Annotated in this window: 11 protein-coding genes; 1 reads left to right on the top strand and 10 read right to left on the bottom strand. The window is 34.1% G+C overall.

Annotated elements, in window-relative coordinates; genetic code table 11:
- Positions 1–205 precede the first annotated feature (205 nt).
- Both SOR77_RS10100 and glsA read right to left on the bottom strand, forming a co-directional pair.
- The gene (locus tag SOR77_RS10100; protein WP_320636972.1) at positions 206–1639 is read right to left on the bottom strand and encodes an alanine/glycine:cation symporter family protein; all 1434 of its coding nucleotides are present in this window, start codon (positions 1637–1639) and stop codon (positions 206–208) included.
- Positions 1640–1650: 11 nt separating this feature from the next.
- A complete protein-coding gene (gene glsA / locus SOR77_RS10095; protein ID WP_320636971.1) occupies positions 1651–2586 on the bottom strand; it encodes a glutaminase A in 936 nt (311 codons plus the stop codon).
- A 175-nt stretch (positions 2587–2761) separates the two neighbouring features.
- Between glsA and SOR77_RS10090 the strand changes: the two genes are divergently transcribed.
- Entirely contained in the window at positions 2762–3754 is a 993-nt protein-coding gene (locus SOR77_RS10090; protein ID WP_320636970.1) for a hypothetical protein, read from the top strand.
- A gap of 51 nt (positions 3755–3805) precedes the next feature.
- Here SOR77_RS10090 and murJ read toward each other — a convergent pair whose 3' ends face one another.
- The 8 genes from murJ to SOR77_RS10050 form a co-directional block, all read right to left on the bottom strand.
- Entirely contained in the window at positions 3806–5317 is a 1512-nt protein-coding gene (gene murJ, locus SOR77_RS10085) for a murein biosynthesis integral membrane protein MurJ (protein ID WP_320636969.1), read from the bottom strand.
- Positions 5318–5648: 331 nt separating this feature from the next.
- Entirely contained in the window at positions 5649–6785 is a 1137-nt protein-coding gene (locus tag SOR77_RS10080) for a sodium ion-translocating decarboxylase subunit beta (RefSeq protein WP_320636968.1), read from the bottom strand.
- 156 nt (positions 6786–6941) lie between these two features.
- Positions 6942–7352: a PaaI family thioesterase gene (locus tag SOR77_RS10075; RefSeq protein ID WP_320636967.1), complete on the bottom strand. Its 411-nt coding sequence runs from the start codon at positions 7350–7352 to the stop codon at positions 6942–6944.
- Position 7353: 1 nt separating this feature from the next.
- Complete coding sequence (locus SOR77_RS10070; protein ID WP_320636966.1) at positions 7354–7740, bottom strand: SixA phosphatase family protein; 387 nt, start codon at positions 7738–7740, stop codon at positions 7354–7356.
- A complete protein-coding gene (gene eno, locus SOR77_RS10065; RefSeq protein WP_320636965.1) occupies positions 7737–9020 on the bottom strand; it encodes a phosphopyruvate hydratase in 1284 nt (427 codons plus the stop codon). Before eno ends, SOR77_RS10070 begins: the two co-directional genes overlap by 4 nt.
- Positions 9017–10522 (bottom strand): 2,3-bisphosphoglycerate-independent phosphoglycerate mutase, encoded by a 1506-nt coding sequence (gpmI, locus tag SOR77_RS10060; RefSeq protein ID WP_320636964.1) that lies wholly within the window; start codon positions 10520–10522, stop codon positions 9017–9019. The genes eno and gpmI overlap by 4 nt, the downstream gene beginning before the upstream one ends.
- Before the next feature lies 1 nt (position 10523).
- Positions 10524–11270, bottom strand: coding sequence for a triose-phosphate isomerase (tpiA, locus tag SOR77_RS10055; protein WP_320636963.1), 747 nt, complete (start codon positions 11268–11270; stop codon positions 10524–10526).
- Between the two features lies 1 nt (position 11271).
- Positions 11272–12459, bottom strand: a complete 1188-nt coding sequence (locus SOR77_RS10050) for a phosphoglycerate kinase (RefSeq protein ID WP_320636962.1) — start codon at positions 12457–12459, stop codon at positions 11272–11274.
- Positions 12460–12481: the final 22 nt, after the last annotated feature.

Raw genomic sequence — 12481 nt, 5'->3', positions numbered from 1 at the left:
AAGTAGGCTTTGAAGTTTGTCAACCTCCAGTTGCAACCCTTGAATTTAGCCACTTACATTATCTATAATAAAATATATTTATTACAAAATTATATTTTATTATTTCGTTCTTTTCAAATATATATTTGACATATGACTCTTTTAAGTTTTAATTAAAACTAAAAAAGAGTGCCTACTATAATTATGACACTCCTTAAATTAAAATTTATTTCCAATATTGTAATTTACTTTCATCAAGTCCTATATTCTCACCTATAAACACAGGATTTTTACCTTGTCTTTTTTGTTCTCTATAATCTTCTAAAGCTTTAATCGCTTGTCCTCCCAAAATTATAATTGTAGGGATATTAATTATACACATAAGTCCCATCAACAAATCTGCAACATTCCAAGCTAATTCCATTTGCATTCCCGCTCCAACAAAAATTAAAACTGCCGCTAATACTCTATAGCAAACCATAAATACCTTTGAAGGCACTTTCTTATTCAAATATGTCAAGCAAGTGTCTACATAGTATAAGTTTCCTATCAAAGTTGTGAATGCGAATAGTGTAAGAGCAACTGTTATGAATATAATTCCATAGTTGCCAAATACTGTTGATAGTGAAGTTTGAACAAATGCTGCTCCTGCTAGTTCAGCTGTAGGTTCAACTCCAGATGACAATGCCATAAATGCTGTTGCTGAACAAATTAAAAGTGTGTCTATGAATACAGAAAGCATTTGAACCAACCCTTGTTTTACAGGGTGAGATACATCTGCTGCTGCAGCTGCGTTTGGCGCAGAACCCATACCGGCTTCATTTGAGTACAATCCTCTCTTTATTCCAGCAACAAGTGAAGAACCGGCTATTCCACCAAAGATTGCCTTAAAGTTAAAAGCATCTGATAATATCTTTGAAAAAACTGTTGGTATATAAGTTATGTTTAATGCAATCATTAATATCGAAACGATTACGAATATAACTCCCATGAATGGAACTAATATTGAAGTGAATTTTATAATTCTCTTTCCACCACCCAAAATACAGTATGCTGCAACTAAAGCAAGTACAGCTCCTATCATCCAAGATGTTCTTCCCGGAGTGTAGAACCCATATATTTTAAATGAGTCTTGTAAATTGAAAGATGCCAACATATTAAAACCAACTGCATAAGTTAATATTAAACATATCGCAAATAAAACCCCAACAGTTCTACTTCCAAGTGCAGTTTCTATATAATATGAAGGTCCTCCATAGCTTGTACCGTCTTCACCCTTTCTCTTGTAAATTTGAGCAAGAGTAGATTCTATAAATGCTGATGCTCCACCAATTATAGCTATAACCCACATCCAGAATACAGCTCCGTATCCTCCAAGGCAAATGGCATTAGATACCCCTACTATATTTCCTGTACCAACTCTTGACGCTGTTGAAACCATAAGTGCTTGAAAAGATGAAACACCGCCCTTATCCGGTTTTTCAGTTACTACATTTATAGACTCTTTAAACATTGATAATTGTATAAGTCCTGTTCTAACCGAAAAATAAAGTCCACAAAACAACAACATAATAAGTAAGATTGGATAGTACAGAACATCATTAATGCTCAACAATATTTCATTTAACTTCGTAGATAAAGTTATGAATAATTCTTCCATCTATTCCTCCTTTAATATACATTCAAATTTAATTTCTCAGATAAATACTCAAGCATTCTAACTCCCGAATAGCTATTTCCATGCGTATCAAGTGCAGGACTGTAAACTGCCAAGCCATAACCATCTATTGTGGCTGTGACAATTCCTCCACCAACACCACTCTTAGCAGGGATTCCAACTCTAACTGCAAAATCTCCCGAATAATCATATGTACCACAAGTTGCCATAAGAGTTCTTAAAATTCTTGCATGCTCCGGTTCTATAACTTTTTCACCGCTCAAAGATATCCCATTATTGGATATACAATAGCTCATATTAGCCAAATTTTTAACATCTACCATCAACGAACAACTTTTGAAGTAAATATCCAAAACTTCTTCTACTTCAAGGCTTGGTGGTAAAATCTTTCTTGAAAGCATAAGATATGTTAAAGTTCTGTTGGCAAAAGAAGATACTTTTTCAGATATAAAAATTTCTTCACTATAACTTACTTCTTCTCCTAAAAACTTTGATGCTCTCTCAATAATAACTTCTAGCGTCCTTTCTTTATAAACCCTATGTAGCAATGCAACCACAACTATTGCCCCTGCATTTATGAAAGGATTTACCGGCACATTCTTTTTAGATAGTTCAAGTTCTATTACACTGTTAAAAGCTTTTGATGACGGTTTGAGCCCAACATATTTTTTCAGTTCATCAACAGTAAAATTTTCAAGTGCTATTGCATATAAAATTACTTTTACAACAGATTGTATAGAAAATCTATCCTCACTATCTCCCGAACAAATTAATTCTTCATCTTCAATCACTGCAATCCCTATCTTATTTGGATCTTGTTTTTTCAACTCAGGTATGTAATCTGCAACTTCTCCCATATCAATATATTTTCTTCCAAGCGCTATTGCACTTTCTAGTAATTCCTGATTAAATATACGCAAACGTTCCACTCTCCTTGATTTTAATTCTACCATAGTCATATATTATCTTTCTATATAAATTTTTTAAATATAATATTTTTTTGAATGTAATTTCACAAAATATTCTTTTTACCTAAAAACTAATAAGGAGTATAATATACTCAATAAATTTAATCACTAATTTTAATTTTAAGGAAGGTTATGTATGAATAAAATCAAATTTTTAGAAGAGATTAAATCCGATTTATTATCGATAGTTTCAAATTTAACTTTTGACAACTTGGAAGAAACCAATGCATATTTAAAAAACTATCTTTGTATTTTAAATTCACTAAATGATTTACCAAATAATTTGTCAAAATATAATACTTATGAACAACCAACTACTATAACGCCAAATAATACCTTAACTGAAATTTATGATGCAAATAACAATATTTTCTTAGGTCAAACTCACTTAAATCTATCCGGAGCAAACATTGGAAGTTTTAAAATATTTATTCCTGAAAAATTTATAAGAAAACTTAATATCGAAGAAGGCGATTGGGTTAAGGCTTCAGTTATTAGAAAAGCTTATAACCAAAAACCTGTATATGAATATGAATTAATTGAAAAAGTCGCTGCTGAAAGCAATAAAAAAGTTATCAAATATGCTATTGTGGAATTCGATGAAGATTTAGAACAATATTATATAGATTCTTCAGAAGATAGACTATCTACAAAAATACTACTTGACCAATATAAGACAGGTAACTTCCACTTAGAAATTGGTGATGTTGTAGACTATGCATATTGGAACGATGAAATCATAAGCGGAAAAATAATATGGGTTTACCCCACAGATTCTTCCCCCGAACTAATTAAAGAACACGAAGTACAATTCTTAACATCTAATCCCCTAAACGGATTAAATATCGGAATAATCGGTTTAGAAACTGATAAAGAAAATTTCAAAAGAGCAATCGAAGCAAATGGCGGACAACTTTGTTATTTGTCGGCAAATGAGTCAGTCGAGGTTCTTTCAAGCGAAATTTCAAAGACAAATATTTTAATAATATTTATAGATTCTGTTGGTCACGATGCAATGTTCAAGATTAGAAATGTGAGCAAAGATTTTGAAATACCTATTTTATATTCAAAGAGCGTTGAAAGTGATGCTCTTATCCAACTAATATTAGAAGAGTTAGAAATAAAATGACATAAAAAAGGACTTTCCAACGAAGTCCTTTTTTTATATCATTGATTAGAGTTACTTTGCTCTCTTATTTTTTATCTTATTTATAATATTTTGCACTTCAGATACTTTTAGCACTAAAATAGCTAACAAGTAAACCCCTCCAGCAACCACAATTGCAATCAATAGAGATACTATACTTCCAATAAATCTACTTGAAAAGCTATAGACAACACTCGCTAAAATTCCCATACATACAGTCGCTATAGTTATCTTCATCAAATCTGAAATATTTATAGTACTAAACATTCTGCCCAATCTACTTTTTAAACTTAAAACCATCAGTATGGCTCCAACAATAAATGAGATAGAAGTTGCAAGTGCAAGTCCTCTTATTCCATACACCTTCATCATTACCATACTCAAAACTATATTCACACCAACCATTACAACTGAATTTACAACAGGTGTCTTGGTATCCATAATTGCATAAAACGCCCTTGATACTATCTCTCTAACACCTATACCAATTATCCCTATGGCATAGAAATTTAAAACAGTGGCCGTCACAACTCCTTCTTGCTTTCCAAAAGCTCCCCCAACAAATAGTAGTTTTACAATTGGAGATGAAAATATAAATAGACCCACCGATGCCGGCACAACTAAAAGAGCCATAGATACTAAAGCTCCCCCCACAGATTTTTTCAAACCGTCATAGTCACAAACTGCTCCAAGTCTGGCCATGTCCGGATATACCGCTGTTACAATTGAAGTTATTACAATTCCAGTTACAAAAGCTTGTAACTTATAGGCATAGTTTAAAGATGCCATAGCTCCAACAAATAAATCAGATGCCAACGATTTTGAAATTATAAAATTTAATTCGATTACAGATGTTGAAATAAGTACGGGTATAATAATCTTCATCATCATTTTAAAATCTCTATCTTTTAAATTGATTAAACTTCTGTGCCTATAACCCGACTTCTTGATATATGGCAAAAATATTAAATATTGGAATATAAATCCTGACAAAATACCAAAAGCCAAGTATTGATAGCCCATTTTTTTAGCAAATGCCATACTCACAATTATAATTACATTCATCAAAATAGCATGCGCTATTGAAACTATAAAATGTCTTTTAATTTGAAGATAAGCTTTAAAAATAGAAAACACAGTTGTTGCTGCAAGACTTAAAAGTGCAACTCTTGTCATAAAGACAGCCATTGCAAGCGTCTCTCCTTTAAAGCCTATAGCCATTGCAATAACCAATTGTTTGGCAAACACAATCCCCACAATTGAGATTAACAAGGACCCAAAAAATACTATATTTGATAAATTTGAAGTAAAGCTATTCGCCTCTTTTTCTCCGCTTCTCTCTTTAATTTCATTGTACATAGGTATGTATCCATTAGCTGTAGCTCCGGATAATATGTTTGTGAAAGTCATTGGAATTTGAAAAGCAACTAAAAAGGCTTCTACAATTATTCCGGTTCCGAAAAAATAAGCCAATGCTTTTTCACGGAGAAGTCCAAAAATTTTTGATACAATTGTTACAATCATCAATATATAAGATGTATTCATATTTAACCTCTTTTTATTTTTTACTATATTATCATTGTAACAAAAAGCTTTAATTAAAAAAATACATTAGAAATTAATTAATATTTCACTTTTGTACAATTCTTTTTAATTTACTTAATCTTATAAATTAAATTTTAAATTACAAATAAAAAGGCCCTGCAAAAGTTTATATCTTTTACAGAACCTATACCATATATAATTTATTTTATTTAAACATTTTTGCAAATGCCGTTACTATAAGTGACAACAGTCCAAGCACTACAAAAATAGAAATCATTCCCTTTCCCATTATTTCAAGGGATATTAAAAAATTTGGATTCATATTCCCCTCCTATAGAAACTGTTGGATTAAGTTTAATATAACTCCACCAGCGACAACCGAACCGATTTGACCTGATACATTTGCCCCTACAGCAAACATAAGAAGGTGATTAGATGGGTCTTCTTTTAACCCCATCTTTTGAACTACACGTGCTGACATTGGAAATGCTGAAATCCCAGCCGCACCTATCATCGGATTAACCTTATTCTTTGTAAATAAGTTCAGTATTTTCGCAAACACTACTCCGCCAATTGTATCAAATACAAATGCTATAAGTCCTATCCCCATTATCAAAAGAGTTTCAAAATTTACAAAAGCCTCCGCCCTCATACTGAATGAAATAGTAATTCCAAGTAAAAGTGTTATCAAATTTGCAAGTTCATTACTTGCAGTTTCTGTTAAATTCCCAAGTACACCTGATTCACGAATTAAGTTCCCAAACATCAAAAATCCAACAAGCGATACCGACATAGGAGCAACTAGACCCGCTACAATTGTAACTAAAATAGGGAAGAAAATTCTTGCCTTCCTTGAAACTCCTGTAGGATTGTAATGCATTTTTATCTGTCTCTCTTTTTTAGTAGTCACTAATTTTATTGCCACCGGTTGCACAATTGGAACCAGTGCCATATATGAATATGCCGCAACTGCTATAGCTCCTACATACTTTGACCCCAAAACTTGAGAAACAAGTATTGAAGTCGGACCATCTGCTGCACCTATTATACCTATGGAAGCTGCATCTCTTAATTCAAATCCAAGAACTGTCGCCAAAGAAAGCGCAAAGAAAATTCCAAACTGTGCTGCCGCTCCAAACAAAAACATTTTAGGATTTGAAAGTAACGGGCCAAAATCAATCATGGCTCCTATTCCAATAAATAATAATAGAGGAAGAGCCTCTGATGCTTCTATCCCTACTTCAAACAGCCATTCAACTATTCCTGTAACTTCTCCAATCCCAGCCATGGTTTGATTTATAGCTCCAGATAGTGGCAAATTAACTAAAATTGCTCCAAATCCCATAGGAAGCAATAATGCCGGTTCAAATTCTTTTTCAATCGCCAAGTAAATGAGCAGAATTCCTACACCATACATTACTAAATCCTGCCAAGTTATAAGTTTTATACCTTCCGTTAAAAATTCCATCTTTTCCTCCTAATTAACTATACTATGTTACCACACAGAGAAAACTTTTCAATATGTTGAAAATAAAATTTAAAATAAATACACAAAAATAAAATCTGCACACACCTTCGTATGCACAGATTTATTATCCATATTGTATTATATATTGTCACTGTTTTAATCTTCAAAAAGTGGTTCTCCAAGGTCAAAGAAAGAGAAAGTTCCCCTTGCCACTAACTTCCTACTTTCATCTTTTATTTCAACATCAATAACTTTTACAGTTTTGCCATTTTTTAAAAGTTTTGATTCTCCAATCAATTTCTTCCCCTTCATGGCCGGAGCTAAAAAATTGATGTTTGCATTTAACGTGCTCGCTTTATTACCAAAAGAATTTGCACAAGAGCCGGCAGTTACATCTGCCAAGCTAAATATCAATCCTCCATGAGCCGCTCCCATAGGGTTGATGTGCCCATCTCCTATTTCGACTTCTGTCTTTGCATATCCTTCTCTTATTTCAAGCACGTTAATTCCCAGGTGATTTATATACCCACTCGCGTTTCTTTCGTCAATCATCCTCTTATAATCCATACTACACCTCCAATTTGTGAATAGAGCCTCTTGATACAATCACATTTCTTCCCGTCATCTGATAAATCAAATTTGAAATATACGGCTCATGTCCAACTATTATATAATCCATATCTTGAGGTAATTCTCTCACAAAATCTTCATAGCTTGAATTATATAAATCATCAATCGTTTCAAAGTCACACTTTAAAATATCACTTAAAATTTCTGCTGTCTGCATTGTTCTAACTGCAGATGAAGCATAAATCTTGTAGTTTTTCGAATTAAAGTCTTCTGCAAACCCCAAGAAAGCTGCTTTTAGCTTTATCTTTCCCTCTATTGTCAATTCTCTTCCAAAATCGGATGTGCTGTATGCTTCAGCTATGCCATGCCTTATTAAATAAATCATCTTTTTAAATTGTAGAATCCTTTTAATCCCGCATATCTTGATGTCTGTCCTAATTGGTCTTCAATCCTCAAAAGTTGATTATATTTAGCAACTCTCTCACTTCTTGCAGGAGCACCTGTCTTAATAAATCCTGCATTAGTTGCAACTGCTAAGTCAGCAATTGTAGAATCTTCAGTTTCTCCACTTCTATGTGAAATTAAACAAGTCATATTGTGAGTTTTAGCAAGTTCAATTGCATCAAGTGTTTCTGATAAACTTCCAATTTGATTAAATTTGATTAATATAGAGTTTGCAATTCCATCTTCTATTCCCTTTTTTAATTTCTTTGTATTAGTTACAAATAAGTCATCTCCAACCAATTGAACTTTATCACCTATCTTATCTGTCATAATTTTCCAACCAGCCCAGTCGTCTTCGCCAAGTCCATCTTCAATTGAATAGATTGGATAATTTTCAACTAAGTCAGCATAGTAATCTATCATTTCTTCTGACGAAAGAACTTTTCCTTCACCCTTTAGATTATATTTTCCATCTTCATACATTTCTGAAGCTGCAACATCGAGAGCCAACACAATATCTTCTCCCGCTTTATATCCTGATTTTTCGATAGCTTCTACTATTACATCAAGAGCTTCTCTATTGCTTTCAAGATTTGGTGCAAATCCACCTTCATCACCAACTCCTGTTGAAAGATTTCTTTCACGAAGAACTCCTTTTAAGTTGTGATAAACTGTAGCTCCCATTTCAAGAGCTTCTTTAAAGCTATTAGCCCCAACCGGCATAATCATAAATTCCTGAATATCTACATTGTTATCTGCATGTTCTCCACCGTTTAAAATATTCATCATTGGCACAGGTAATGTCTTTGCATTAACTCCTCCAAGATATTGATATAGTGGTAAATTCAATTCATCAGCAGCAGCTCTTGCAACAGCTAATGAAACACCTAAAATAGCATTTGCTCCAAGTTTGCCTTTATTTTCAGTTCCATCTTGTCTTATTAAATAGGAATCCACCGCAAGTTGGTCAAAACAATCAAAGAAAGTTAAATCTTCTGTAAGTTGAGTGTTGATATTATCTACAGCTTTTTGAACTCCCTTGCCAAGATATCTTGAACCCCCGTCTCTAAGTTCAACAGCTTCATAAGCTCCTGTCGAAGCTCCACTTGGAACTATAGCTCTTCCGAAACCGCCTTTTACAGTTCTAACTTCTACTTCAACAGTTGGATTCCCTCTTGAATCCAATACTTCTCTTGCATATACATTTGAAATTAAACTCATACATTCTCCTCCAATAAACTCTTGCCCGTCATTTCAATAGGCTGTTCAATATTCATTATTTCCAACACAGTAGGGGCTAAATCCGCAAGTGCTCCGCTGTGTAATTTTCTGTCAACTCCAACAAGATACATAGGCACTACATTTGTTGTATGTGATGTAACCGGTTTTCCATTGTCATCTAGCATTACTTCGCAATTCCCATGGTCCGCAGTTATTATTGCCGCTCCGCCTAATATTTTAAGTTGCTCAATTATTTTTCCAAGACATTCATCCACTGTTTCTACAGCTTTTATTGCAGCAGGAATTGACCCTGTGTGCCCAACCATATCAGTATTGGCAAAATTTAACATTATAAAATCATAATCCCCCATTACAGGAATTAACTTTTCAGTTACTTCATATGCACTCATCTCCGGTTTCAAATCGTAAGTTGCCACTTTTGGTGATTGAACTAAAATTCTATCTTCATTTTCAAAAGGCACTTCTCTTCCACCATTTAAGAAAAATGTCACGTGTGCATATTTTTCTGTTTCAGCAATTCTGAGCTGACTCTTTCCATTTTTTGCAAGCACTTCTCCAAGCGTATTACTTGGTATAAATTCGCCATATGCAACAGTTACATTAGTAAGTGTAGAATCATATTGTGTCATGCTTACTACGTTTAATCGAACGTATTTAGCACGAAGAGCATCGCTAAAATCATCATCACTTAAAAGTCTTACAATTTGTCTTGCTCTGTCTGGTCTGAAGTTGAAGAAGATAACAGAATCTCCATCCTCAAGCGTTATGTCTTTTACCTTTCCAGGTTCTACAAATTCATCGTATATTTCTCTATGGTAATTCGAATCTATAAGAGCATCAACTGATGAATAAGCTTCCCCTTCTCCTATGGTCAAGAGATTGTAATACTTCATGGTCCTTTCCCATCTTCTATCTCTATCCATAGCCCAGTATCTTCCACTGACAGTTGCAATTTCTCCAACACCTATTATATCAAGTTCTCTTTGAAGTTCTCTTAAGTCTTCTCTACCTGAATCAGGCGCCACATCACGGCCATCTAGAATAGCATGCACATAAACTTTTTCTACCCCTTCAAGTTTAGCAAGTTTTAACAATGCCTTTAAGTGTTCCATATGTGAGTGAACTCCCCCATGAGATACCAATCCCATCAAGTGTAGAGCTTTTCCATTCTTTTTGACTGACTCCATCTCTCCAACCAACACCTTATTGTGGAAAAATTCTCCGTCAGATATTTCTTTATTAATTCTTGATAAATCTTGAAATATTACACGTCCAGCGCCTATATTCAAGTGTCCTACTTCTGAATTGCCCATCTGCCCATCAGGCAAACCAACATATTCTCCGGAAGCTTGTAGTGTGGTACTTGGAACACTTTTCTTTAGTTCATCAATTACAGGTGTATTTGCAAGATATGCAGCATTTCCGTCATATTCTTTGCCGACGCCAAACCCGTCCAAGACTATCAGCATCATAGGTTTCATATTATTCTCCAAAATTTACTAATTTTTCAAAATCATCTGCTTTTAAAGATGCTCCTCCAACAAGAGCTCCATCTATATTTTCTCTTCCCATTAATTCAGCTACATTATTTGGCTTTACTGAACCTCCGTATAAAATTCTTGTCTTTTCAGAAACTTCTTTACCATAAAGTCCCTCAATAGTTTCTCTTATAAATTTAGCCATTTCTTCTGCATCTTCAGGGCTGCAAACATCTCCTGTCCCAATTGCCCAAGTAGGCTCATAAGCTATTATTATGCTTCCATCGTTTTCAACTTCATTAAGTCCATTTACAATTTGAGCTTTGACAACATCCAACGCACGATTTTCATCACGCTCTTCTTTAGATTCCCCAACACAAAGTATAGGAACAATATTTGCTTCCAACGCTCTCTTTATTTTTTTATTTAATAATTCATCGCTTTCTTGTTGGTAAGTTCTCCTCTCAGAGTGTCCTATTAGTACGTGAGTTACATTTAAATCAGTTAGCATTTCAGCTGAAATCTCACCTGTGTACGCCCCTTCATTTTGTTCACTTAAATTTTGAGCTCCCAACATTATATGTGTTTCATTTAACACCTCATAAGCCTTTGGTATTGACGTAAATGGCGGAATTACCAATACATCAACATCTATAGCAAGTGGCTTTTCTATAAACTCCACTAGCATATCTTGAGCTCGACTTGCATTTAAATTCATTTTCCAATTTCCGGCTATAAGTTTTTTTCTCATATTATGCCTCCTCAATTATATCTATTCCAGGTAAAACTTTACCCTCTAACATTTCAAGGCTTGCTCCACCACCAGTTGAAACGTGTGAAATCTTATCCTCAACACCGCTCTTTTCAACAGCAGCTCCCGAATCTCCGCCGCCAACAATAGTTATGGCGTCTTTAAGATTTGCCAAAGCTTCTGCTACTGAGAAAGTACCTTTAGCAAATTCATCTATTTCAAAAACTCCACAAGGTCCATTCCAGATTACAGTTGCCGCACCATTTAATGCATCTTCTATCCTCTTAACCGACTCCGGTCCTATATCAAATGCGGCTTTATCACTTGGAATTTCATTAGCAGCTACAACTTCAGTTGGAACTCCCGATTTCAATTCTTCTGCTATTACAAAGTCGACCGGCAGTATCATATCTACTCCATTTTCCTTTGCTCTTGAAATAAGTTCTTTGGCAAACTCAAGCTTATCATCTTCAACAAGAGACTTCCCAACTTCACATCCCATGGCTTTTACAAACGTATTTGCCATTGCACCTACTATTATAATCTTATCTACTATTCCAAGTAAATTGTCTATTACCCCAATTTTGTCTGAAACCTTTGCTCCTCCTAAAATTGCAACAAAAGGTCTCTTTGGATTTTCAATTGCATTTTTAATATATTTTACCTCTTTTTCAACTAAATATCCCATAGCTGATGGTAAATTTTGTGCTATTCCTACATTTGAAGCATGTGCTCTGTGTGCTGTGCCAAATGCATCATTTATATATACATCTCCAAGACTTGATAGTTTTCTTGCAAACTCAGGGTCATTTTTTTCTTCCCCTGCTACAAATCTTGTATTTTCAAGCAATGCTATTTCTCCGGCTTTTAGTTCTCTAACCTCTTCCAAAACTCTATCTGAAACAACTTCTTCATCTGGGATGAATTTAACTTTTTTACCAATTAGGTTTTCTAAAACTCCCACAACCGGTTTTAAAGAAAACTCTTCAGAGTATTTTCCTTTAGGTCTTCCAAGATGAGATAGTAAAACTACTGATGCTCCTGCCGCTAAAACTGTATTTATAGTTTCAAGACTTGCCCTTACTCTGGCATCATTAGTAACTTTTCCATCTTTTAGTGGCACATTGTAGTCAACTCTTATTACCGCTCTCTTGCCTTTTAAATCTAAATCTTTTATAGTCTTTTTCATTTTTCCTCCATAAGAAAAAGCG

The organism is Peptoniphilus sp. (genome assembly GCF_034090345.1).
Taxonomy (GTDB): Bacteria; Bacillota; Clostridia; order Tissierellales; family Peptoniphilaceae; genus Peptoniphilus.
The sequence above is the reverse complement of the archived record's forward strand: the minus strand, read 5'-3'. Positions and strand labels throughout refer to the sequence as shown.

Coding starts and splice junctions, on each gene's coding strand:
- gpmI (WP_320636964.1), bottom strand. CDS start 10,522: ATGAAACCTATGATGCTGATAGTCTTGGACGGGTTTGGCGTCGGCAAA.
- tpiA (WP_320636963.1), bottom strand. CDS start 11,270: ATGAGAAAAAAACTTATAGCCGGAAATTGGAAAATGAATTTAAATGCA.
- SOR77_RS10100 (WP_320636972.1), bottom strand. CDS start 1,639: ATGGAAGAATTATTCATAACTTTATCTACGAAGTTAAATGAAATATTG.
- SOR77_RS10090 (WP_320636970.1), top strand. CDS start 2,762: ATGAATAAAATCAAATTTTTAGAAGAGATTAAATCCGATTTATTATCG.
- SOR77_RS10070 (WP_320636966.1), bottom strand. CDS start 7,740: ATGATTTATTTAATAAGGCATGGCATAGCTGAAGCATACAGCACATCC.
- SOR77_RS10080 (WP_320636968.1), bottom strand. CDS start 6,785: ATGGAATTTTTAACGGAAGGTATAAAACTTATAACTTGGCAGGATTTA.
- eno (WP_320636965.1), bottom strand. CDS start 9,020: ATGAGTTTAATTTCAAATGTATATGCAAGAGAAGTATTGGATTCAAGA.
- SOR77_RS10050 (WP_320636962.1), bottom strand. CDS start 12,459: ATGAAAAAGACTATAAAAGATTTAGATTTAAAAGGCAAGAGAGCGGTA.
- murJ (WP_320636969.1), bottom strand. CDS start 5,317: ATGAATACATCTTATATATTGATGATTGTAACAATTGTATCAAAAATT.
- SOR77_RS10075 (WP_320636967.1), bottom strand. CDS start 7,352: ATGGATTATAAGAGGATGATTGACGAAAGAAACGCGAGTGGGTATATA.